We start from the raw sequence: 24,689 nt of genomic DNA, 5'->3' as shown, positions 1-24,689 counted from the left end.
GTTTCATGCAATTAATAGATTCTTTTCCCACCCAAAAGATCGGAGATCTTGAGTACAGGAGTGGACGTATATTCCCATTTGGAGCATCCATAGTAGATGGTGGAGTTAATTTTAGTATTTTTTCAAAGGAAGCAGTGTCCTGTACTTTGGTCTTATATCACCATGGTCAGGATAAACCCTTTGTTGAGATACCTTTTCCTGAGGAATACAGGATAGGTAATGTATATTCGATGATGGTTTTCGGACTTAATATCGAAACTATCGAGTATGGATACCGTTTTGACGGACCTTATAGCCCTATGGATGGACTTAGATTTGATAAAGATAAGGTTCTTCTTGATCCTTATGCCAAGTCCGTATCAGGTCGAAGTGTTTGGGGAAGGAAAGATAATGGGGATAAGCTAAAGCCCCTGCGTGGTCAGATAATACGCGAAGATTATGATTGGGAAGGGGACAAGCCCCTTGAGATTCCTGAAAAGGATCTTGTTATCTATGAACTTCATGTTAGGAGTTTTACCAGGGATGATTCAAGTGGGGTTAGGCATCCGGGGACTTTTGCCGGTCTTACGGAGAAAATCCCATACTTAAAAGAGCTGGGCGTTAACTGCGTAGAGCTGATGCCGGTATTTGAATTTGATGAATTTGAAAACTCAAGGGAAGTTGGTGGCAGGACTCTGTACAACTACTGGGGCTATTCAACAGTATGCTTTTTTGCCCCCAAAGCAGGTTTTGCTGCATCGGCGCCTTTTGGTATGGAAGCGGATGAACTAAAACACTTAATAAAGAAATTTCATCAAAATGGTATAGAAGTAATACTCGATGTTGTTTTTAATCATACAGCAGAGGGCAATGAAAATGGGCCTTATATCTCATATAGAGGTATAGATAACAGAACCTATTATCTGCTGACCCCGGATGGCTGGTATTACAATTTCAGTGGCTGTGGTAATACCATGAACTGTAATAATCCTGTTACCCGCGACATGGTTTTAGATGCCCTCAGATACTGGGTTTCTGCATATCATGTGGACGGTTTTAGATTCGATCTTGCATCCATTCTGTCAAGGGATGAAGCTGGCGCCCCTATGGTTTATCCGCCACTTCTTGAAAGGATAGCCAATGATGCCGTACTTGGTAAGAGTCTTCTTATAGCCGAAGCCTGGGATGCAGGTGGTTTATATCAGGTTGGAAGTTTTCCTGCATTTGGACGTTTTTCGGAATGGAATGGTAAATATCGCGACTGCTTAAGGCATTTTATTAAAGGAAGCGGAGAGTCAGCTCCTGAGCTTTACAGACGAATAAGAGGATCAGATGATTTATATCGCTTCAGAGGACCCAGAGCATCTATAAATTTTGTGACCTGCCATGACGGCTTTACTCTTTATGACCTTGTTTCGTACAATGAAAAGCATAATGAAGCCAATGGCGAGAACAATAATGACGGATGCAATGACAACGAAAGCTGGAACTGCGGTGTAGAAGGAGATACAAAGGATCCTCAAATTATTGATCTTAGAAAACGTCAGATGAAAAATATGTTGACGATCCTTCTGACAAGCAGGGGAATTCCTATGCTTCTGTCCGGAGATGAGTTTGCCAATACCCAGTGGGGTAATAATAATGCCTATTGTCAGGATAGTGAGATTTCATATATTATCTGGTCACTTTTTGATAAGAACAAGGACCTGTTTGAGTATGTGAAGAACCTTGTGGCACTTAGGAATGAGTACCCGGTTATAAGAGAAAATTCTTTTGATCTTGGAAATAATGGGACCGGCTATCCGGAACTTTCTTTCCATTCTGCCAAGCCATGGCAGCTTGATGAGGGCGCATCAAATCTGTGCTTTTCATATATGTATGCCCAGGATCATGCAAGGGCAGGAACTAAAAAAGATGCGTTTATATATGTTGCAGTTAATGCATATTGGGAAGATGTATACTACGAACTTCCAATAATTCCTCAGGGAATGAAATGGTATTTAAGACTAAGTAGTAGCGGAGATGTATATTCAAAAGGTAAAGAAAAGACTTTGGGTGATCAGGGCAGTTTTATGCTTGGCGCAAGGTCTACACTTGTACTGATTGCTAAATGAGCGATTGATATATATGTCGATAAGCTCGAAGAGATTTGAATTAAGATTTTGAGAGTCGTGTGCAGAAAATATACTGTAACACGGCTCTTTTTTGTTATAGTATTACTATATGTAAAGAGAATAAGCTAAGTAAGCGTTAAGACAACACCACAGCAAAGAGAGGAACTTAAGGCAAAACTTGGTCAAGCAATCGCGCTTATTCCTGGGAAAAGCGAAAGCTGGCTTATGATCGATCTTGCTGATGAGCAGAACATGTATTTCAGAGGCGAAGGTCAGGAACCTACAGCCTTTATAGCTGTAAACATCTACGGTGATCCCAATCAGGGAGCTTTTGAAAAGCTTACCGCAGAACTTACAAAGATCTATGGAGAAGTACTTGGAATCGCTCCAGACCGTATCTATGTCAAGTATTCAACAACCCATGACTGGGGATGGAACGGTAATAATTTTTAATAACAACAAGCTGCATGGTATAGCTGTTTTGACGGGTATTCAATTCTGGAGATCAAAGATGTTACTTTAGAGATTGAGCAAAAGAAATAAGGGATTAGAGTGTTGGATTTTCAATTTGCATAGCATAATACATGAAATTGTTATTGATGTATAAAACTCATCTGATTACATAAAAACATCATCTGAACATAAAATGTATAAAAAGGTTACAAGTACATAAAATACATAAAACAGATATATTGACATATTTGACATATTTGTATAAAAGCATAAAATTAAATATAGATAATAATTGATTGTCAATTGCACTTATGGAAAGGAAGTATTATCATGTTTTCTAATCCATTTTCACCTATTTTTGGTGGCAAACCGGATGTGTTTTTTGGTCGAGACAGAATCCTTGGTCTTTTTGACCTTGCCATGGTCGATTCTGGAAGCGATGAGCGAGCGATATTTATAACTGGAACACGAGGTTGTGGTAAGACTGCTTTATTAGAGCAATTATCTATAAGAGCTAGTAAGAAAAACAGAAGAGTCATAGATCTTGGTCCGGAAAATACTATTGAGCAACTGATGCATGAATTAAGCGGGTACGATGAGGTGACCAATACTATTAGTCCTCAGGCTAGTGTCAGCGTGCTTGGAATTGGCGGTGGAATCAGCGGAGGATCTGTCTCTAAAACTAAGCGTATTGGCAGAGAACTTCTTCAGCCTATTCTTCTGGATGCATGTGCTAAGTCCAAACAAGGTTTACTTGTTACAGTGGATGAAATTCAAAAGGTTCCAATTGAAGATGTCTCATCTCTTTGTAATGCCTTTCAGATGGCTTCACGAAAAGGATATGATATCATGCTTGCGGTTGCAGGCCTTCCTTACGCATATGGAAATATTACGAGGCATGAAGGCTGTACGTATCTTAGACGCGCATCACATGAAGAAATCGGATTATTTACCTGGGATGAGGCTGAAGATGCCCTTAAAAAAGTGTTCTCAGGTATCAAAGGACTACAGATAGATAATACCTTTTTGAATAGAATTAACGAGAGCAGTTTTGGACACCCATATATTATGCAACTTCTTGGTTATCACCTGATCTTGCAGGTCAATAATCATAACCCGGATAAAAAGCATACTGTAACTGAAGATGAGCTGTTGGAAGCTGAGAAGAATGCGCTATTTGCATATGAACAGAGAGCACTTGTTCCTCTTTTTGAAGAGCTTCCGGAAAATGAGAAACAATACCTGATAAAAATGTCTTTGTGCATGAGGGATGATCGTCTTAGCTCAACGTCTGAAATAGCAAAAGCTTTGGGAGTATCTCAAAGTAAACTTAGCAGAAACAGGGCGTATCTTATTGATCACGGTATTATTGCTGCTGCAGAGCGCGGTAAAGTCATGTTTTGCATTCCATACCTTTCTGACTTTGTAAAAAAAGATAGAGGCGTAACCAAAACGATAGATGTTGTTAGACAACGAAGGGTTTAACACGCCGTGAGCAATTCATCCCCCACCTCTATAGGTGGTGGGATTTCTTGCTCACGGCGTGTTAAAAAGTCATACCATTTTTATAGAAAGATGTAAGGAGGAACTAGTTGAAATGGCATCAAGTGAAAAAGAACTTGCAGCTCTCAAAGAAGGTAAGGGCTTAATAACTTGTTACGACACATCCCGGGATAATATGCCTTATTCACTTCTCGAGACTACCCTTAACACAAGAGACCTTGGCGGCTACAGGATCGATGGCACAGACAGACTCACGAAGTATGGCCGTGTGATAAGAAGTGACGTTGCCAATTACCCTTCGGAAAAAGATATTAAGTTCCTGAAAGACAATGGCATCACCACCATTATCGATATGAGGAACAGCGAAGAAAAGGAACGCAAACCTCACGGCCTTGCGAATCTGGAAGGCTTTGATTATCATGATATCCCAATCGAAGAAGGAAGCGGTATCCCGGAAAGTGTAGAGGCTGTGCCGGATAGCTACTACAAGATCGCTCATTCTGAGAACCTTGCAAAGGTATTTAAGACTATCGCAAGTGCCAAAACAAATGTAATGTTCAACTGCAGCGCCGGAAAAGACAGATCAGGCGTGACATCAGCACTTTTATTATGGCTGTGTGGAGTCAGGAAAAGCGATATCGTCTATGACTATATGAGAACTAAGCTCAATAACGAAGAGCGATTCAAGATGATTCACGAAAACTTTCCTGATATCGACATGAACATCGTCATACCTAACGAGAACAATATGTACAGATTCTTCGAGCTTATCGAAGAAAGCCATGGTACAGTTCAGGCTCTTTTTGAGGCAATAGGAATTGATGCAGAGCTTCAGGCTAAGATAGTTGCTAAGATGTGTAAATAGAATATTTATAGAATGATTCTGGAGATATAGTTTTATTAACTATAAATTCAGGGATATATATAATGGAGCATTCCTGTAATTCAGAAATAACGCCAATTGAATAAAAAGAAACCTCTAAGTAAGATAAAGGTGTTCATCTTGGCGGATGAAAAAACATCTTATGCTAACCGGAGGTTTCTCAAAATGAATTTTACACAGAATGACAGACTTAAGCAAGTTACGGCAAATACATTGATTGTTGGGGTTGATGTTGGATCACAGACACATTTCTGTAGAGCGTTTGACTGGAGGGGATTTGAGCTATCCAGAAGAGTGTTTAAGTTTAGTAACGACCGAATGGGATTCCTTACATTCCTTCGATGGACTGAGGAACTCATGAATAAGACCGAAATGAAGAAGGTTATTGTTGGCTGCGAGCCTACTGGTTGCTACTGGCTTACGTTTCAGAAGTTTTTACAGGATCATGATGTAAAGCTTGTAACAGTAAATCCATTTACTGTAAATAGAAGCAAAGAACTGGATGATAACAGCCCAGAAAAGAGTGATCTAAAGGATCCTAAAACAATTGCTATGTTGGTTAAAGAAGGAAGATATTCAACTTCTTATCTGCCGGAAGGAGTATATGCGGAGATTAGAGAAGCCTCTGTGTGTAGAGACCAGATCATGAAGCAGCATGTGCGTCTGTCTAATCAGATACAGGGATGGTTGCAAAAATTCTTTCCTGAGTATCTGGATTGTTATTCCGATTGGGATTCAACAAGTGGACTTATGCTTTTAAAGAGTGCACCACTTCCACAGGATATCCTAAAAATTGGGGCAGGTGGAATCAATCAGATATGGCGTGATGCAAAGGTACGTGCAGCAGGGCTAAAGAGGGCTCAGACCCTGGTAGAAGCTGCACAGGAAAGTGTAGGTTTAGAAGCTGGTGAGGCTGCAAGACTCGAGATTTGGGTTCTTGTGAATGACTATATACTGAAGGCAGAACAGCTCAAAAGACTTGATGAATACCTGGAGGAAAAAGTAAAAGAAGTACCGAATGTGGAGAAACTGCTCGCCATTAAAGGAGTAGGGATGAGTACTGTGATTGGCTTTATAGCAGAGGTTGGTGATATCGGACGTTTCACTGACCCAAAGCAGATACAGAAGCTTGCAGGGCTAGAGATAGTCAAAAAGAGTTCTGGAAAGAAAAAAGGGCAGCCAAGAATCAGTAAGAGGGGCAGAAGAAAGTTACGTAGAACAATGTATGAATCGGCTCGTGCACTGATGAACTGGAATCCTGCATTTCAAGATGTATTCCTTTATTACAGGAACAGAACAAGAAATCCTCTTGGAGGAATGCAGGCAAAGATAGCAGTTGCATGTAAGGCTATCAGAGTGTTCTATGTAATACTACAGACAGGTTGTGACTTTGATGAAGAAAAGTTCCGAAGGGACATCATCAGACCGGAAGCAGCCTAATTAAAACAGCACATACTGTACCAGACAACGTCCGCCAAGAGTTCAATTGGTGCTGGATTACAGGAGTGCTCTCTAGCAATGACAAAGCAGAGCGAAGCCGCTAAGACATACTATATAGGGCATGACCCTGGAATGGAGCAGAGGCGGCACCCCACTATGGGTAGGCTGGACGAAGGAATTTAGGACACTCCTACGGGAGTACGATCCTGTTAGACATGAGAGGTTAGCAGCCATAGGGAAGAATGGGACACAGATTCGCCTTCATAAAAAGGATGACGTTATCTTTCGTGCACCCTTCTGACTGGAAACACATATGCATTGTACCTGAAATGACATAGTTTTCGCCCATTATTTATTGCTTATCATTGTTTGTAACTTATTAACCAATTGCACAGAAGGCTTAAATGCTGGTTCTTTTGTGCAAAATATATAAGAAAGTATAGAGAGAAATAGTATGAAAAAAGAATACAACTGCGGATTTACTAATGACAACAAATGGTTCAGATACAGGGCAGCAGCCATAATCGTAGAGGGAGACTCTGTCCTTTTTGCAGGTAATTCAATAGACGATTACTACTATTTAATCGGCGGTGGAGTACACATGGGCGAAACTGCAGAGGATGCTGTAAAGAGAGAAGTATTTGAAAAATGCGGCGGCGCATTCTCGTGACTTTAGTCGTGAGTTAGCCGCCGCACCTTTTATTTAATCAGAGCATATGGTATAATGTATTCATGGACAAAATAATATATACTACTAATATATCTAATCTTACATATGGTAGAGGATATGTTTATTCTTTGCAGTATCACATAGTATGGTGTACCAAGTATAGAAAAAAGGTTCTTTTGGACGGGATAGATAACGAGATCAAAGATTATCTTAACGATCTTGCAAAGGAATATTCTTTTTCAATCATGGCTATGGAAGTCATGCCAGATCATATTCATATTCTTGTCGACTGCAAACCGCAGTTTTTCCCATCAGATATGATCAAGATATTAAAAGGGAATACCGCACGATGGTTGTTTATGAAACATCCTGAGTTAAAGAAACAGTTATGGGGGGGACATCTTTGGAATCCGTCCTATTGTATTGTTACGGCCAGTGACAGAAGCTATGATCAGGTGAAGCAGTACATAGATTCACAGAAAACGCGTTAAAAGAAAGGGGGTTCTGCGATATGAAGATCATGTCAACTTATTCAGTAAAGATAAAAGAATACAATCATATATTTAAAGACACGATCAGACTCTATCGCAGAGCTGTAGACTTTTATATTGATGTAATCCTTAATGAATGGGACAGCTTTTTGTTATGCCCCAATCAGAATAAGGTTGTGAGTCTTGCTGAAAGCTATAGCGTAACATCAAAGAAAAGACCTGTCGTAAAGTATGATTTTGGTATGGATTTTTATAAATTTCCATCATACTTAAGAAGGGCAGCCATTGCGGAAGGCTATGGGAAAGTCTGTTCATATAAGTCAAATCTAAAAAACTGGGAGATCCTTGATCCTCGTCAAAGAGGAGAGGCACCATCATTACCAAAGTCAGGATACATATATCCAGCCATGTATAGAGGGAATACATTTAACAGACTTGATGATCTTCATGCACAGCTTAAGGTCTTTTATAACAATACCTGGGACTGGATCGCGGTAGCACTCCGTAAGACGGATGTTGACTATATCAGGAAACACTGCTTTTTGAGAAAAGAGTGTGTGCCGACATTGCAAAAGCGTGGCAAGCAGTGGTTTCTTGATTTTGCATTTGAGGAAAAAGTAAAACTTAGTGATACAGACATCTTTGATCAGACAATACTATCTGTAGACCTTGGAATAAATAATGCCTGTACATGCTCAGTAATGTGTGCGGATGGCACGGTCCTTGGAAGAAGGTTCCTTCGTCTTCCAAGAGAATACGACTCTCAAAAGCGCAAGACTGATCGCATCAAAATGGCACAGCGTCATGGTTCACAAAAAGTCTCCAAACTCTGGAGGCTTGCTTGTGGTGTCAATGATGACATAGCAGTCAAGACAGCAAAGTTCATTGTTGATACAGCAGTAGAATATAAGGCAGATACAATAGTTTTTGAGCATCTGGATCTTAATGGACGTAAACGGGGATCAAAGAAGATGAGACTTCATATGTGGAAAGCCCGCTATGTGCAGTCGATGGTAACTGACAAGGCACACAGACTTGGCATGCGAATATCAAGGGTGAACGCATGGGGAACATCAAGACTTGCATTCGATGGCTCAGGAAAAGTATTACGAGGAAAAGAATCATCTAAAACAAAAGGTAATTACAGTCTGTGTGAGTTCAGCACAGGAAAGATATATAACTGTGATCTGAATGCAACCTACAATATAGGAGCAAGATATTTTATACGTGAGATAATAAAGACCTTTTCGGCGACGAAAAGGCAGCGGCTTTTGGCTAAAGTTCCAAAGGCCGTGTATAGGAGCACATGCACGTTGTCTACGTTGATTAGTCTGGATGCAGAACTTCACGCTGAGGCGTGATGTTTCGGTGCCAGACCGTATATGTAGTCAATGAGTTCATACCTCAGAAAAACGGGTATGGAAGCACGCGACTTTAGATAACAGTCGTGTGAGGCTTCACGAAACAGGCGTCCATTATGAGATAGATCACCTTGCGATCATTCACGAGAATTTTTTTGATGAAAACCAAGGTGCGCTTAAGGGGCTTGATTGTCACGAACTTGCATTATATTCCCTTATGAAGCCGCGTGGAACCAAGGAACTTAACAGCCACAGCACAACTCAGGGAATTGAAGAGAAGATGCACTGGCTGCCTATAGCTGACCTTGATAAATACAAGTCTTTTCCCACATTCATGAAAGATTACCTTCAGTCAGAGCATCACGGTATAGAACATATCGTAACCGATGAAAGGAACGACAAAGTAATATGGGAGAAGTAAACCCGAGAATTATTTATGGAATAAATACGGATAAAGACGGGCGCTGCGTTCATTATCACAGTGACGTTGATGTAATAGCCAATAAATGTGCTAAATGCCAAAAATTCTATGCTTGCTACAAGTGCCACGATGAATTAGAGGATCATCCATTTGAGCCTGTAGATTCAGATGAAGAGGCAACAGCAATGTGCGGTGTATGTGGTAAATTGTATAGTTATAAAGAATATTCATGTTTATCAAAATGCACAGAATGTTCACATGGATTTAATCCTAGATGTTCTCTTCACAAATCGGTTTATGTAAAATGATTTTTTGGATTAATCTTATGAGAATAATTCAAAAATATATTACTATGAAGAAAGAGACGGCCTCAGTATTTAATTACCGGGGCTGTAACTTCTAAATCCATTGTCCCATCATCATAAAAGATTGCTACCATCGGATAATTTGAGTGAAAATTGTTGGAAGCATTCTTACTAAACTGATACCTGTCGCCAAAATGTTCTGTATTAAGGCGTTTACCATAATGCTCAGAAATAGCAAGAAGCTCTGCATTACTCAGAAGATATCCGTAAGCTGGAGCGTTGGTCCTTTTGGGAATAATAGAAGTAATATCCATTATATACTCATACCCGGTAACATGAGGAATTGTTTTAGTTGCTTCTTGGAGTGCGGCGTTCACATATTCAACTCTCTTTTTCTGATATGTTTTAGGGTAGATATGAGCAATATTAAGAACCGCAGCATCTACAACTTTTTTTGCTATATATTCGCAGATATAGTCATATTCTGTCCTGACGGTTGCACCATATCGAGATATCCATTTGTTTTCACGCTCAATCCAAGTGCCGTATTTCTCAATGGCAGATGAGTTCTTTAAAGGTGTCATCAGTATTTGACGCCCTACAGTACCATATAGTTTTCTTAATATTATTACGAACACTATTGCGAGGATAACATATTTGATCATCCCTATGTGGCTATTATAGAGCCATGAAAAAAGACAAACCAAAGTAAGTATTATAGGCAGTCCCCAAACTAATGAACGCCATACCATTACATAAAAAAGAGCATTAGCAATAGAATCTAACCCACCAGAAGGTGCAAGTTTTCTTCCTAAAGTCCACATCAGGATATGTCCAACCAAAAGCCAGATTATGGCTATGATCAGCAATATCTTAAACATATTATATTATTAAAATCCTCTCCCCCAATGCCGTTCTTATATAGCAATTAGTATAATTATATACCTGTTTTCCAAAAATGATAAAAAAACAAAAGTATACGAAAATAAAAATATACGAAAATAAGATAAAATATGTACATTAGTACATATTTATTTTTTTGAAAAAATATGACAGAATAAAGGAGTGGCGGTTAAAAAGTAAACCATATTTATAAGATTCATATTAGGAGTATATACATGAAAAACTTGAAAAAGTTGACACTGTTACACTCAAATGACATGCACGGTGATTTCCTTGCCGAGCAGGTAGATCAGGATCTTATAGGAGGCGTATCCCTCCTTTCCGGCTATGTGAGCAAAGTTCGCCATGAAGAGAAAAACGTCCTGTATGCAATCGCAGGAGATATGTTCAGGGGATCTGTTATCGACTCTGAGTTCCACGGAATCTCAACAATTCAGATCATGAATATGCTTGCCCCTGACATTGTAACCCTTGGCAATCATGAGGTTGACTATGGCGTCTCACATCTTCTTTTCCTGGAAAAATGCGCCGAGTTCCCGATAATCAATGCCAATCTCCATATCAAAACCAATAATGCAAGACTCTTCGAACCCTGTAAGATCATAGAGATAGACGGGATGAAGATTCTTTTCATAGGAATCATCACAGAGGTAGCCCTCATGCAGTGCAAGATGGATAAGATGATAGGAACTCTTGTAACACTGCAGGATGCAGCTGAAGAAGTTGGAAGGATCTGTGATACATATAATGCTTTGGATATTGATTTTACAGTGCTCCTGACACATATAGGTTTTGAAGAAGACCAAATGCTCGCTGCAATGCTTGACCCTGCGTGGGGCGTTGATGTGATAATCGGTGGGCATTCCCATACCTTCATTGAAGAACCTGCTGTTGTCAACGGCATACCGATCGTGCAGGCAGGCACAGGTACGGATCAGATCGGGCGCTTTGATATTATGATCGATACAGACAATAACTGCATCGACAGCTATACCTGGAAACCGATTCCCATAAATGAAAGAACGTGTCCTAAGGATCCTGGCATCGAGGAAATAATAAATAACTATAAGACAAGTACTGATGCAAAATACGGAAGGATTATCACCAAATTCGTTAGAGAGCTTACTCATCCTACACGTATAGAAGAGACCGAGCTTGGCGATCTGTATGCAGATGCACTGCGCGAGACCTTGGGACTTGATATCATGCTCCTTGGCTCAGGCTCTATCCGGACAGAGAAGCTTGGACCTGTAGTTACCAAAAAAGACTTTGATGAAAACTTCCCCTATAATGACGGAGTATTTGTAACCTACTGGACAGGTAAGCAGCTAAAACAGGGACTTCTCAGGATGCTAAGAGATGAAGCTCTTGCGGGAGAGCATACAGAGTTTTATCAATTGTCTGAAGGCCTTGAAGTCGAGTATGATCAGAAATCGCATTCTTTCCTAAAATTCAACTTTAATGGTGAGCCTATTGATGACAATAAAATATATTCTGTAGGACTTGAACAGTTCCACTATACCAATACGAAAGATTCATTCGATTTAGAAGTGGCAGATCTTGATAAGAACAGAACGTCAAGACAGATATGTACATCCTGTGCAGGTGTTCTTGAAGAGCTTTTACAAAAGGGTCAGCATCAGGATGCTATGGGTAAGGGTAGACTCATTATCCATCTTGAAGATGGAACAACGAAGGGAGTATGACTATGGGAGATGTACTTAATTTTAAATGTCCATGTTGTGGCGCAAAACTTACTTTTAGCGGCAAGACTGAAGAGATGACCTGCGAATACTGCGATGCCAGTTTTTCCATAGAGCAGGCTAAGGCAGCTCAGGAAGCTGAGGAGCAGGACGCCGCATCATCAAGCATGACCTGGACTACAACAGAGCAGCTCCTTATACAGGATGAAAATGGTAAAGTAAAAGGCTACCGTTGTCCATCATGTAGCGCCGAGATGGTGGCTGATGATAACACAGCAGCTACAGAATGCCCATATTGCGGCAATCAGGCGATAATACCTGAGTCTTTCTCAGGACTCTATAAGCCGGATTATGTTGTGCCTTTTTCTGTTGATAAGGAAAGTGCCAAAGGAAAGCTTAAGGACTTTGTCAAAGGCAAAAAGCTACTGCCAAAATCATTTACATCAGGTAACAGGATCGAAAATATCACAGGACTTTATGTTCCCTTCTGGCTTTACAGCTGCAAGGCAGATGGTACTGTGACTTTTGAAGGTGTGAAGAAATCAACTAGAGAAGATGCCAGATACACATATGAGAAGAAGGATTTCTACAGAGTCAGAAGAAGCGGAGAGATGACCTTTGAGAAAATCCCGGTTGATGCTTCAAGCAAGATGGATGCCACTGTTATGGAATCTTTAGAGCCTTTTGACATGACTAAAGCTGTGAAGTATGATGCTGCCTATTTTAGCGGCTACCTTGCAGACAGATATGACATTGCCGAGAACGATGCCAGACCAAGAGCTAATGAGCGTGTAAAAAATACCTTCAGAGATAAGATGCGCGAGCAGGTATCAGGTTATGATACAGTTGATGCCAAAGCAGAAAATATAAATCTGTCTGATGCCAAAGCTGAATATGCCATGCTACCTGTATGGATGATGACCACCAAATATGAAGGCACCTCTTACACCTTCGGAATAAACGGACAGACAGGAGAAATGGTTGGAAGCCTTCCTGTAGATAAAGGTCTTTACTGGCTTAGATTCGTTATCGGCATGGCAGTTTCTTTTGCCATAATACTTCTTTTGATCCTCTTCTTTGGAAAAAGTGGCATAACAATAAAAGGAGCCGTTATCGATCTTGTGATATCAGCCATAATTGGATTTATTTATGTATCCATTTTAAAAGGCGGTATGAGCAATGTTCAAAAGAGCAGAGCTGCCGCAAGATACATGAATGATTCTTCATACAAAAAAGGTAAAGCTGTTGATATCTTTATGTATAGCAAGACTGAGAAGAAGGAAAAGCAAAAGCAGTAGAAATATAAAAAGACTAAGAAAGAATTTAAAATAATTAGAACAGCAAAGAGAAAAACTTTCCGTAATGGAAAGTTTTTCTTTTACAACCAGTACAACAAGTGTATTATAGTAAGTGTTTGTTCCATGTAGAATAAAGTCATGAAAACGAGCAAGGAGGAGATGGAACAACATGAAGCTTTTGATACATGATTATAGCCGTGAAGAGTGGGAGAGACTCGCGCACAAATATAGTGATTGGAAAGTTATTTCTTATACAGAGAATATAAGACCATGTGCAGGTTGCTTTGCATGCTGGGCCAAAGAGCCCGGAGTATGCGCTATAAAAGATGGATATGAGAAGATGGGTGCTATGATCCATGAAGCGGATGAGGTGCTTGTAATAAGTAAGTATACTTATGGCGGATTTAGCTCTTTTGTAAAAAATGTATTTGACCGCAGCATAAGCTATATTCTTCCATATCTGACAATTAGTCATGGTGAGATGCATCATAAAAGGAGATATCATGAGTCTAAAGTCTTCTCTTTTATCTTTAGAGGAAATAACCTGAAAGACTCTGAAAAAGAGGCTGCCAGAAAATACGTCATCGCATTTTGCAAGAATTTCTACGGAAAGATCAAGGATATTAGTTTCGAGGAATTTGAAGAAGATGACATGACATCCTGTCTTAATAAGGCTAAAGAAGAAAATAGCGATAAAATAGTTTTATTAAATTGCAGTATGAGAGGAGACCATGCTAATTCTAAAAACCTTCTCACAAAGATGGATAAAAGTATTGAAGGCGATACAGAGATTATAAATCTGGTGTCATATATTAATAAATATGATGAATTATTGGAGATTCTGATATCCTGCAAAAAGATTGTTCTTGCCATGCCTTTATACGCAGATGGAGCACCTTCTCATGTTCTGAGACTTATGGAGATGATGGAAAAACAGTGCGCAGCCAGCAAAAAGCAGATCTATGTTGTAGCTAATATGGGATTCTATGAAAGCAGGCAGATCAGGAATTTGCTGGGCATGGTAAAAGCATGGTCCGAGAAATGCGGTTACGAATATTGCGGCGGAGTGGCTGTCGGTGCAGGCGAGATGCTTGGTAAAATGATCCGCATACCGGATGCATACAATACTCATGCAAGGAACGTGGCACTTGCTCTTGATGAATTAGGAAAAGCAATCTCATCTTCAGAGGAGGTAGCGGATATATATGCAGATGCATATAAGTTTTCACGCCTTTTCTATCTGATCTATGGTAATAACGGCTGGACCAAAACTGCCAAAAGAAATGGTTTGACAAAAAAAGATTTACTTAGAAAAGCAGAATAATTGAGGATCAAATGTTAAGAAAAACTTGCATAAAGTAAAAGAATCATGCAGTTAAAACTAAACGAAAACATAAAAAAATATCGAAAGAGTATGAACCTGACACAGGAAGATCTGGCAGAAGCTTTTGGAGTCACAGTTGGAGCTGTATCAAAATGGGAAAGTGGAAGTAATGTACCGGATATTCTCACCCTTATGCAGCTTGCTGATTTTTTTAGTATCTCTGTTGACGTACTTCTTGGATATAGCATGTCTTCTAAGAATGTAAAAGACATTTCCGACAGACTGGATGCTCTTTTGCATGAGGATAAATATGACGAAGCTATTGCCGAGGCTGAAAAAGCGCTTGTAAGGTACCCGGGGAATTTTACGATTCTCACCAGTTGTGCGCACACATACCATGTTGTTTCATCGGTAAAAGACTTAAAGGATTACAGGAACAAGGCAATTGAACTTTATGAATCGGCGCTTTGCTACGTTTCACAAAGTGATGACCCGGATCAGGAAACATTTAGTATCAAATTCCGCATTGCAACTTTAAAGGGTCGTGATAACCCGAAGAAGTCTCTTGAAGAGTTTAAAAAGATAAACTATCAGGGAATAGCAGACATCAGTATAGCCAACATTTTAAGAATGATGGGCAAACCAGATGAGGCAATGGAAGTCTACACAAGAGTCTTGGTATCTATTCTTGTTAAAGTCTTGCAGTATGCTACAGAAATGTTTATGGTTCTGGTTTCCATGGATGACATAAAGTCGTACAAGGAGGCAAGTGACCTCATGGACTGGTACATGACTATAATAGATGCAACCAGCATGGATAAACGCAAGAACAGTTATCTTTCCAAAATGAAAATTATGGGACTGATATTTAAAGCGTTGGCTCTTTCATGCCTCAAAAAATATGATGACATGGAAAAATGCATCGACTCTGCCTTGGAAATAGCCAGAAAGTACGACAAAAATCCTTCAAATGATTTTTCTGGAAAGATTAAATTCTGGCATGGAAGTAAGGACTATCACACATCTATATATGATGATTTTGGTGTAGGCGCTGTTGCCGGAATTGACAATCTTTTCAACATGGGGCCTAAAGTGCTGCCTGAAAAAGTAGTAAAAAAGATGGAAAAGGCACAGGAATACTGGAGAAATCTGTAGCTGCTTTTATTAAGTAAGGTAAATTGTGATATCATTTTAGTATGAGTCTACCGGTGCTAGGAGTGCTTTGCCATGAACAAGAATGAGAGCAAGTATTTTAAGTCTGCGGAAAAAATGCATACAGCGTTACTGACACTTCTTGACAGAAAAGATTTTGAACTTATTTCTGTTAAGGAGATATGTGAAACCGCTGGCGTTAACAGATCCACCTTTTATCTTCACTATGATAATGTAAATGATCTTCTGCATGAAACGGTGGAAGCTGTATATAAAGATTTCTTTGGGCGCTTTGGCGCTGAGGGGCCTGGAGCACTTGATATTGATGAAAAAAATGAGGATGAGCTGTTCTTCGTAACCCCCAAGTATCTTATGCCATATCTGGATTTTGTGGAAGAGAACCGCAAGCTCTTTTATCTGATGTATGAAAAGAACGAGATGATGGGCGCTGAAAAGACCTATGAAACCTGGTTTAAAACAATATTCGGCCCCATTCTTACAAGGTTTGGAGTTCCCCAAAAAGAACAGCCACTTATCATGGTCTTTTATCTTAAGGGCATTATCGGAGTTGTCACTGAGTGGGTACGAGGTGGATGCACCGAGTCAAAAGATGAGATCATAAGCGTCATACAGAAGTGTATCATCAAGCCATAACGCAGTAAAAACACTATATCGGATTTACAAATCAACACTTTTTACAAAACGTGTCGGGACCTGTACTCCTGAAATCAACACATTTTGCAAAAAGTGTTGTTCTTTTTGTGTGCTCATTTTCCTATAATGACTTCAAGCTCAAAGCAAAGAGCGAAAAACAAATTGAGAATAAGAAAGGAAAAGATAAATGAGCAAAACAAATAAGATGTATCTGGTAACAGGAGCAGCAGGATTTCTTGGAAGCACAGTCTGCAGAAAGCTTGTTGAAAGAAATGAAAAAGTAAGGGCGTTTGTCCTTGAAGGCGACAAGTCAGCAAAATATCTTCCTGAGGAAGTTGAAATAGCATACGGCGATCTTTGTAACAAAGATGACCTGGAAAGATTCTTTGAGACACCTGAAGATACGGAAGTAATTGTGCTTCATATAGCGAGCATCGTAACAGTAAATCCTGATTATAGTCAGAAAGTCATGGATGTAAATGTCGGTGGAACAGAAAACATCATAGAGATGTGCAAAGAGCACAAAGTATCAAAGCTTGTCTATTGCTCATCAACAGGAGCAATACCTGAGGAAGAAAAAGGAACCATAAGAGAGTGCGAAGGATCTATTCCCCTTGATCCTGAGAGAATCAAAGGCTGCTACTCATTGTCAAAGGCTATGGCAACAAACGTGGTGCTCAAAGCTGCAAAGGAAGGCCTTAACGCCTGTGTGGTACACCCATCAGGAATCCTTGGACCTGAGGATTTTGCAATGGGCGAGACCACCAAGACTTTAGTTGACATCATCAATGGCGAGATGCCTGCAGGAATCGATGGAAGCTTTAATCTGTGTGATGTAAGAGATCTGGCCGACGGACTCATTGGGGCAGCTGATAAGGGCAAAAGCGGAGAGTGCTACATCCTTGGAAATGAGCCTGTTAGTTTTAAGGATTTTACAAAGCTTGTTTCAGAGGAGAGCGGTTGCAAGCAGATGAAGTTCTTTTTACCAATATCAGTAGCAAACCTGATTGCCGGGGTACTTGAGAAAAAGGCTAAGAAGACTGGAGAAAAGCCTCTTATGACAACATTCTCCGTTTACAACCTTGCAAGAAACAACCGATTTGATTCAAGTAAAGCAAGTAAGGATCTGGGTTATACCACAAGGTCATATAGAGAGACCATACGTGACGAGATCAGATGGCTCAAAGAAACAGGAAAGATCGCATAAAAAGGACATTCAAGAGAAAAGAAGGAGAAGAATACTATGAACGATTTAGATAAGGTTTATGCAGAAAGTGTTGCAAAGGATTACATGCCAAAGGAAACAAATAAGGTAAGGCAGCTTAAAAAGCTTGATGAAAGAGCAAAGCTTCCGGCATTTATAACAGCCATGACGCTTGGAATTATTGGGACTTTGATCTTTGGCACAGGGATGTGCTTTGGACTTAGCGTCTTTGGAACAGGAGTAATTTTCATGGTCATTGGGGTGCTGCTAGGAATAGTAGGTGCTGCTGTCTGTATCATCAACTATCCTTTATACAAAAAGCTCCTTAAAAAGGGCAAGGAAAAATATGCCTTTGAGATTCTGGAACTTGCAAAAGAGATAACAGGAGAAGCATAATGACTGAAAATAAGACTGTAGAAACAATACTTAAGAATGGTGACAAGCGGTCTTGTGCTCAATATGACATGTCAGAGTGGGAAATTTATCATTGATCTGACACAGGATTTTTCGACTGACAAATATGTAAATGCACTTAGGAAGCAGTTTGAAAAGGCAGGAATAGTATTAGGTGATAATTCTGATATAACCCCAGGCTATCATCAGCCATAGGTAAATACATATGCAGAGTAAGCGCTACTAACTATATAATGGTAACAGAGACCGATACATCTTGTGAGGAGGACGAATATGAAGCGTGATACAGTAGTTACTAAACTTAGAAAGCTGGCAGAAAATGCCGATGTTTCAAATGTGGATTTTCCAAGCTTCTTAAATGATCGGGGAGTAAGCAGACATGATTAATGAAAGGGTAAAAGAGTTTCTTGTCTCCAATAATCTTGGTGATAGGCTTACTGAGCATGCAGAGACGATTGATACAGTTGAACATGCTGCACAGCAGATAGGTTGCACCGAACCGGAGATTGCAAAGACATTGTCTTTTGTGGTAGATGAAAAGCCTGTAATTGTGGTAATGGCAGGCGATGGTAAGGTTAACAGTTCTAAGTTCAAATCAATATTTCACACTAAGCCACACATGATACCCAGAGATCAGGTAGAGAGTATCACGGGATTCCAGCCAGGTGGAGTATGTCCTTTTGCTGTGGCTGATGACATCCCTATCTGGCTAGATGTATCCATGAAGAGATTTGAATATGTCCATCCTGCAGGAGGTAATGAGTTTACTTCTGTTAAAGTTACACCTTCAGAGCTTGAAGCTGTTACCGGAGCCGAGGGTTGGTGTGATGTGTGCAAGGGATGGGAAGAAGACGAGTAAAAGTGTTTGTGCTAAAGGAGGAAGCAGATGAGCAGAGTTAATTTTGGAGCAAAACCACTAATGTACCCGCAGCCGGTTCTTATCATTGCAACATATGATGAGAATGGAGTGCCGAATGCTATGAACGCAGCATGGGGCATAACCACTGATTTTAAAGAGATTTCAATCAGTTTGTCTGAGCACAAGACTACTGACAATCTCGCGAAGAGAGGAGCTTTCACAGTAAGCCTTGCTACTGAAAACCAGGTAATTCCCTGCGATTACGTTGGAATAGAATCAGGAAGAAAAGTACCTGACAAATTTGAAAAGGCCGGATTCCACGCAACAAAAAGCGAGTTTGTTGATGCACCTTTGATTGATGAACTTCCGGTTGCTCTTGAGTGTAAGGTAAAGAGCTTTGAAGATGGCATTCTGATTGGAGAAATCGTAAATGTCTCTGCAGATGAGAGCGTAGTGACAGATGGAGCAGTTGATATCACAAAGCTTAAGCCTATAAGCTTTGATCCATTTGGTAATGGATATTACGGAGTTGGAGAAAAGGTGGGCAATGCTTTTAAGGATGGCATGCAGTTGAAATGATAAAGAGATTCAAAGAGGTAAGTGGTCCTTACTATATGCTTCGCAAGCGGTGCATAATCTGTATAAAATTACAACAATACAATATTAACTTCCCCCCCATAACTCTATTAAAAATATGAGCTATGGGGGGAAGTTGTTGAGTCGAAATACATAGCTTTGCCTGTAAATGCGAATATTGCTAGGGTTATGGCTATCACTTTGAGGATTAAATTTCCACAACTATCAATATTAAAATAGTTATGGAAATAATGTGGACAAGAAACTTTCAAAAGTGATACAATTATACCAGATAAAATTTCCACAACTCGTTTTTGAGATGAGTTGTGGAAGAAAAGGCGGAATCGTATGATTGGAAGAGAAGCAGAACTCAAGCAACTAAAGTCATTAAAAAATGAGGAAGAGCCTCAGTTTATAGCAGTTTATGGAAGAAGAAGAATCGGAAAAACATATCTGATTCGAGAAAGCTTTGGGTACGAGTTTGCCTTCCAACACACCGGAGTTGGTAATGATGAGAAAAAAAGTGCCGAAACACAGAAGCAGGAACAGTTAGATAAGTTTAGAGAGTCATTATCGGAAGCAGGATATGATTGCAGTGAAAGGCTCACTTCATGGGCGGAAGCATTTAATGGGCTTAAAGAAGTAATCAAAAAGTCAAAAGAGAAAAAGAAAGTTATATTTATTGATGAACTTTCATGGATGGACACCAAAGACAGCGGCCTTGTGACTGAGCTTGAGCATTTTTGGAACGGATGGGCCACAGCTAGAAAAGAAAAAGATGTGATTTTGATTATCTGTGCATCCGCCACTTTCTGGATTATGGAAAAAATAGTGAATGATAAAGGCGGATTTCACAATCGACTAACAGGGCAAATACACCTGAAACCTTTTACACTAAAAGAATGTGAGGAATATCTCCAGGCTAAGAAAATACTGCTAAACAGGCATCAGATTATACAGTGTTACATGATTATGGGTGGTGTTCCTTATTATTGGAGCCTTCTTAAGAAAGGTCGAAGTCTTCCGCAAAATATTGATGATCTTTTCTTTGCAGAAGATGCACCACTTCGAAAAGAATATAATAATCTTTACAGAGCACTATTTAAAAAGCCAGATCAGTATATCAAGATAATAGAAGCACTGAGCGTTGAAAACAAAGGGATTAGCAGAGCAGAGATATGTGAGAAGACAGGAATTGCCAGTTCAGGTGAACTCTCAAAAAAAATACAGGAACTTGAAGACTGTGGATTTATAAGAAAATACATACCTGCTGGATATAAAGAGCGAAACGCGATATATCAATTGATAGATAACTACACTTTTTTTTACCTTAGATTTTTAAAAAATAATACATTTGATGATCATTATTGGCAGGTTCAAAACAATAGTCCAAGCATAAATGCATGGAGTGGAGTGGCTTTTGAGCGTGTGTGCCTGGAGCATGTGCCTCAGATTAAGGCTGCATTGGGAATATCTGGAGTGCACACAGAAGTAAATGCATGGAAATGTGAGGCTGATAAAAAGAAGGGACTACAGGGATCACAGATAGATCTGCTTATTGTAAGAGATGATCAGATTACGAATGTATGTGAAGCAAAGTATTCAAAAGCAGACTTTCGAGTTGATGCTGCATTTGATAAAGATATGAGGCGTAAGATATCTGATTATATGGTTGATAGTAAGACTAAACATGCTATTCATCCGACTTTAATTACAAATTACGGTATTGTAGAAAATGAGTATTCAAGCGAATTACAATCAGTTATCACTGGAGAAGAGTTGTTTAGATAGATGAAATAGTACATGCTTTGAAGGGATTGATGAAGAGTCGATTCTTGATCCGCATATCAAATGTCACAGAGAATGTCACAAAGAATGTCACAGAGGTTGTCACTGAACTGTTTTCAGATGTTTCGAAAAAGTATTTGAAGAACTATAAAGGTAAACAGAAAGCAACCGCTGAAAAGATATTTAAAGGATATGCAAGAGTTTGGGGCTGTTGAACGAAAAGATAGTGACACAGATGGCGAGTGGCTATTATACTAAAAAATTGATAAGTATGAAGACTATGTGAGGTCACTTACATGAAGATTGGAGAATTTGCCAAAAAGCATCAGGTAACTGTTGATACAGTCCGTCACTATATAAATGAAGGCTTGCTTACGCCGCTTCGGGAGAATACACAGTATAACTTCTCTGAAATTGATGATGGGGTAATGGATACAATCCTTCTTTTGAAGAGCATGAATTTCAGGCTGGATGAAATGAAGGCATACCTGCTCGTGCAGACTATGTTTACCAGTAGTACATACAGCTATCTTGGCAGCTTTAAGACTGATTTTGAAAAGAAGCTTTTGGAAAATCAGAAAGAAATTGAGAAGCTTCAGAGGGTAAACAAGATAATCGAAGATAAGCTGTCTGAGTACAACAAAGGCTTTTCTTTCAAAAGGGGCATTGCTCTGGGATTGTTGCAAAGTCTTCAGTGTTCTGAATGCTGGAACCTTCTTGAACTTGAAAAGCCGGAGCTTTCTCATAATGAAATTCTTGGTGGTGAGCTGGTCTGCCCTAAGTGCGGTAAAAGATATTACATAAGGTATGGAATACTTTCAGATAAGCCCATAGATGATATGGAAGATCGCACAGAAGGCATATCTGAGATAGCTGAGAACTATCTTAAAAAGAACGATGAAGCCTATACTCTTACAGTCCGGGAGTTTTTTCAAAAGGTAGCCGAGGTTACCGCAGATGGCTGTAAGGATGCTCATAATATCATGATAGTTGGGGATGCTTGCGGCTTTATAAACAGTGCCTTTTTAAGGTCACTACCTGAGAATGCAAGGCTATTTGCTATTCTTGATGAGAACATGTCCATCAAGCTCATGGAAGATCTTTTGCCAAAAGAGACTGTGATATATGTGGGGAAGATTGAAAATTTCCCATTAAAAGAGGAAATGGATTACATCTTCTATCAAAATTATGATGTGGATATAATGAATAAAAAGCTGGTACAGATATATCCAAATCTTGCAAAAGGGGCAATCGTAGACAGCTTTAAGACTATTTTTCATGTGGCAGATCCGCCAATCCCTGATGAAAAGAAATACCTTGATGATATGAAAAATCTTGGATTTCAAAAACATTCAGCCTATAAAACGAAAAATATTCTCTTAACAAAGGAATCTAACGACTGGAGCATTCTCGAAAACAAAACAGACATTGAAATACAATATGGCATTTACACTTTCAAAACCTTGGGTTGACCCAAGGTTTTTTCTATAACAGGGGAAAAATCGCCCCAAAAAGTGTGTTGACATCGTCTTAACCCAAGGGACTATCCTTGTCATATCAAATGATGGAGGTTCTTATGAAGAAGTATTTAAAGAAAAATGTAGGGAGTTTAATCCTTGCGATTGTTTTTGCTATAGCATATGCCGGGGCTTTTGTTGGTATCAGCTTATTGCTGCAGGAAATCATTGATATTGCGCTGGCAGGAGAAATAAGGAAAGCGGCGATTATTTCAGCGTGCTATATAGCCGCATTTTCTTTTATTTGTTTCATGCAGGCACTTACGCAGGTAAGGCTTAACCAGAAGGTAGCAGGCGAGATCAGAAGCACGATTGTAGGAAAAATTTTAAAGAAAGATACGCTTTCTTTTGAAAAATACAAAGGAAGCGACTACATATCACTGGTCCAGAATGATGTGAAAAAGATTGAGGACGGGGATATTGAAACCATTCTTTCTATAGTGTCAGCAATAGCAATGCTGGTTATGGCAGTCATAGTTATGACGCGGTATTCCTGGGTATTCACTGCGTTTATGTTTGGAATGACTTTAGTGATGTTCGTTGTTCCTACCATCTTCACTAAAAAGCTTTCTGCAGCGGCTTTAGAGTTATCAAAGGCGCAGGAGAACATGACCGAGGGGCTGACAGAAGTGGTTTCCGGTTATGAGGTGGTCAAGTCCCTTCAAAAAGAGGACTATGCTACAGCTAAATTTGAAAAATGCAATAGCCTTCTTATGAAAAGAGCTAAGACATTTGGCCTTGTAAAACAGATAAATAGCAGCACATCAAGTACACTAATGTTTTCCATGCAGATGGTAATATGTCTGCTTGCCGGATACTTCATATACGCAGGAAAAATTAGTTACGGTAGCACTGTAGGTGTGATCCAGGCATCAGGGTGTTTTTGCCAGCCATTATTTCAACTCTTTGCGCTGATACCGGCGATAAGGGCTCTTACTCCTATTTGGGAAAAGATTGAAGAGTATACTGCGGTTGAGAACGATGAAATAGAAGTTTCTATCCCAAAGAAAGATTGGAACAGAATATCTTTCGAAGACATATCTTTTGCCTATCCAGGGGAAGAAAAACAGGTGCTTTCAGATATCTGTTTGTCTATAGAGAAGGGGAAAAAGTATCTGATCGTTGGAGAGAGCGGCACGGGGAAAACAACCCTGATCAATATGATTTGTGGAAACTATGCCCCTTTGGGAGGAAGAATTCTTTTTGATGGAAAAGCTGTGGAAAGCGCCATGGAAACTCTAAAGAGAAATACGGCTGTTGTTTGGCAGAATGTATTTCTTTTTAATGAGAGCATAAAGAATAACATTCTCATGGGTGCTACTGATGAAAAGAAACTTGGTGACGTAATACAAGAGGCTAGAATCGCTGAAATGGTAATGGATAAAGGAATAGATTATGAAGTGGGAAGTGATGGAAGTCTTCTTTCCGGTGGACAGAAACAGCGCATTGCCATAGCAAGAGCTCTTTTTGCAGACAGGGACATAATTGTTCTGGATGAAGGTATAAGTGCACTGGATAAAGAAACTGCGCTGGAAATTGAGGAAAATCTTCTTAGTCGGAAGGGGCAGACTCTTATTTCAATCTCACATCATGTCCTGCCAGAAATGAGAGCTAAATATGATGAAATCATAGAGCTTAAGGATGGGACAATCAGGATAGCATAAGATATAAGGATAA

24 protein-coding genes and 1 pseudogene are annotated in these 24,689 nt (G+C 39.7%); 24 read left to right on the top strand and 1 reads right to left on the bottom strand.

The window, feature by feature from the left end; genetic code table 11:
* Window positions 1-5: 5 nt before the first annotated feature.
* The 10 genes and pseudogenes from glgX to WAA20_RS16605 all read left to right on the top strand — a co-directional run bounded on the left by glgX (window position 6) and on the right by WAA20_RS16605 (window position 9,623).
* Window positions 6-2,093 carry a glycogen debranching protein GlgX gene (gene glgX, locus WAA20_RS16650; protein ID WP_073388463.1) on the top strand — a complete coding sequence of 696 codons (2,088 nt, stop codon included), beginning with the start codon at window positions 6-8 and terminating at the stop codon, window positions 2,091-2,093.
* A 171-nt stretch (window positions 2,094-2,264) separates the two neighbouring features.
* Window positions 2,265-2,546, top strand: a pseudogene (locus tag WAA20_RS16645) (phenylpyruvate tautomerase MIF-related protein); the annotation flags it as partial.
* Window positions 2,547-2,876: 330 nt separating this feature from the next.
* Window positions 2,877-4,031, top strand: a complete 1,155-nt coding sequence (locus WAA20_RS16640; RefSeq protein ID WP_022755678.1) for an AAA family ATPase — start codon at window positions 2,877-2,879, stop codon at window positions 4,029-4,031.
* Window positions 4,032-4,143: 112 nt separating this feature from the next.
* Window positions 4,144-4,914, top strand: a complete 771-nt coding sequence (locus tag WAA20_RS16635) for a tyrosine-protein phosphatase (RefSeq protein ID WP_242951186.1) — start codon at window positions 4,144-4,146, stop codon at window positions 4,912-4,914.
* A 183-nt stretch (window positions 4,915-5,097) separates the two neighbouring features.
* On the top strand, window positions 5,098-6,372 hold the full coding sequence (locus WAA20_RS16630) for an IS110 family transposase (protein ID WP_073390585.1): 1,275 nt from the start codon (window positions 5,098-5,100) through the stop codon (window positions 6,370-6,372).
* A gap of 454 nt (window positions 6,373-6,826) precedes the next feature.
* A complete protein-coding gene (locus WAA20_RS16625) occupies window positions 6,827-7,042 on the top strand; it encodes an NUDIX domain-containing protein (protein WP_338801577.1) in 216 nt (71 codons plus the stop codon).
* Window positions 7,043-7,104: 62 nt separating this feature from the next.
* Window positions 7,105-7,533 (top strand): IS200/IS605 family transposase, encoded by a 429-nt coding sequence (tnpA, locus tag WAA20_RS16620; RefSeq protein WP_338801576.1) that lies wholly within the window; start codon window positions 7,105-7,107, stop codon window positions 7,531-7,533.
* Window positions 7,534-7,553: 20 nt separating this feature from the next.
* A complete protein-coding gene (locus tag WAA20_RS16615; protein ID WP_338801575.1) occupies window positions 7,554-8,894 on the top strand; it encodes a transposase in 1,341 nt (446 codons plus the stop codon).
* 88 nt (window positions 8,895-8,982) lie between these two features.
* Window positions 8,983-9,315, top strand: coding sequence for a hypothetical protein (locus WAA20_RS16610; RefSeq protein WP_073389531.1), 333 nt, complete (start codon window positions 8,983-8,985; stop codon window positions 9,313-9,315).
* Window positions 9,303-9,623 carry a CHY zinc finger protein gene (locus WAA20_RS16605; RefSeq protein ID WP_073389532.1) on the top strand — a complete coding sequence of 107 codons (321 nt, stop codon included), beginning with the start codon at window positions 9,303-9,305 and terminating at the stop codon, window positions 9,621-9,623. The genes WAA20_RS16610 and WAA20_RS16605 overlap by 13 nt, the downstream gene beginning before the upstream one ends.
* A 62-nt stretch (window positions 9,624-9,685) precedes the next feature.
* Here WAA20_RS16605 and WAA20_RS16600 read toward each other — a convergent pair whose 3' ends face one another.
* Window positions 9,686-10,501, bottom strand: coding sequence for a hypothetical protein (locus tag WAA20_RS16600; RefSeq protein ID WP_073389533.1), 816 nt, complete (start codon window positions 10,499-10,501; stop codon window positions 9,686-9,688).
* A gap of 237 nt (window positions 10,502-10,738) precedes the next feature.
* Between WAA20_RS16600 and WAA20_RS16595 the strand changes: the two genes are divergently transcribed.
* The 14 genes from WAA20_RS16595 to WAA20_RS16530 all read left to right on the top strand — a co-directional run bounded on the left by WAA20_RS16595 (window position 10,739) and on the right by WAA20_RS16530 (window position 24,676).
* On the top strand, window positions 10,739-12,229 hold the full coding sequence (locus tag WAA20_RS16595) for a bifunctional UDP-sugar hydrolase/5'-nucleotidase (RefSeq protein WP_073389534.1): 1,491 nt from the start codon (window positions 10,739-10,741) through the stop codon (window positions 12,227-12,229).
* Window positions 12,230-12,231: 2 nt separating this feature from the next.
* Entirely contained in the window at window positions 12,232-13,524 is a 1,293-nt protein-coding gene (locus WAA20_RS16590; protein ID WP_073389535.1) for an MFS transporter, read from the top strand.
* A gap of 169 nt (window positions 13,525-13,693) precedes the next feature.
* Complete coding sequence (locus tag WAA20_RS16585) at window positions 13,694-14,848, top strand: flavodoxin family protein (protein WP_073389536.1); 1,155 nt, start codon at window positions 13,694-13,696, stop codon at window positions 14,846-14,848.
* Window positions 14,849-14,893: 45 nt separating this feature from the next.
* The gene (locus WAA20_RS16580) at window positions 14,894-16,003 is read left to right on the top strand and encodes a helix-turn-helix transcriptional regulator (protein ID WP_081373938.1); all 1,110 of its coding nucleotides are present in this window, start codon (window positions 14,894-14,896) and stop codon (window positions 16,001-16,003) included.
* A 72-nt stretch (window positions 16,004-16,075) separates the two neighbouring features.
* Window positions 16,076-16,654: a TetR/AcrR family transcriptional regulator gene (locus WAA20_RS16575; protein ID WP_073389538.1), complete on the top strand. Its 579-nt coding sequence runs from the start codon at window positions 16,076-16,078 to the stop codon at window positions 16,652-16,654.
* Window positions 16,655-16,841: 187 nt separating this feature from the next.
* On the top strand, window positions 16,842-17,861 hold the full coding sequence (locus WAA20_RS16570; protein WP_026525878.1) for an NAD-dependent epimerase/dehydratase family protein: 1,020 nt from the start codon (window positions 16,842-16,844) through the stop codon (window positions 17,859-17,861).
* 36 nt (window positions 17,862-17,897) lie between these two features.
* On the top strand, window positions 17,898-18,254 hold the full coding sequence (locus tag WAA20_RS16565) for a dihydropteridine reductase (protein WP_027218515.1): 357 nt from the start codon (window positions 17,898-17,900) through the stop codon (window positions 18,252-18,254).
* 36 nt (window positions 18,255-18,290) lie between these two features.
* Window positions 18,291-18,467, top strand: a complete 177-nt coding sequence (locus tag WAA20_RS16560) for a hypothetical protein (RefSeq protein WP_338801574.1) — start codon at window positions 18,291-18,293, stop codon at window positions 18,465-18,467.
* A 184-nt stretch (window positions 18,468-18,651) separates the two neighbouring features.
* Window positions 18,652-19,131, top strand: coding sequence for a YbaK/EbsC family protein (locus WAA20_RS16555; protein WP_073389540.1), 480 nt, complete (start codon window positions 18,652-18,654; stop codon window positions 19,129-19,131).
* Between the two features lie 27 nt (window positions 19,132-19,158).
* Window positions 19,159-19,710 (top strand): flavin reductase family protein, encoded by a 552-nt coding sequence (locus WAA20_RS16550; protein ID WP_027218519.1) that lies wholly within the window; start codon window positions 19,159-19,161, stop codon window positions 19,708-19,710.
* Window positions 19,711-20,055: 345 nt separating this feature from the next.
* Window positions 20,056-21,498, top strand: a complete 1,443-nt coding sequence (locus WAA20_RS16545) for an ATP-binding protein (protein ID WP_073389541.1) — start codon at window positions 20,056-20,058, stop codon at window positions 21,496-21,498.
* A gap of 29 nt (window positions 21,499-21,527) precedes the next feature.
* Window positions 21,528-21,710 (top strand): hypothetical protein, encoded by a 183-nt coding sequence (locus WAA20_RS16540; RefSeq protein ID WP_073389542.1) that lies wholly within the window; start codon window positions 21,528-21,530, stop codon window positions 21,708-21,710.
* Window positions 21,711-21,791: 81 nt separating this feature from the next.
* Entirely contained in the window at window positions 21,792-22,967 is a 1,176-nt protein-coding gene (locus tag WAA20_RS16535; protein WP_073389544.1) for a MerR family transcriptional regulator, read from the top strand.
* Between the two features lie 104 nt (window positions 22,968-23,071).
* The gene (locus tag WAA20_RS16530) at window positions 23,072-24,676 is read left to right on the top strand and encodes an ABC transporter ATP-binding protein (RefSeq protein ID WP_073389545.1); all 1,605 of its coding nucleotides are present in this window, start codon (window positions 23,072-23,074) and stop codon (window positions 24,674-24,676) included.
* The last annotated feature ends 13 nt before the right edge of the window (window positions 24,677-24,689 follow it).

This window comes from Butyrivibrio fibrisolvens, assembly GCF_037113525.1.
GTDB classification, from domain to species: Bacteria; Bacillota; Clostridia; order Lachnospirales; family Lachnospiraceae; genus Butyrivibrio; species Butyrivibrio fibrisolvens.
The sequence above is the reverse complement of the archived record's forward strand: the minus strand, read 5'-3'. Positions and strand labels throughout refer to the sequence as shown.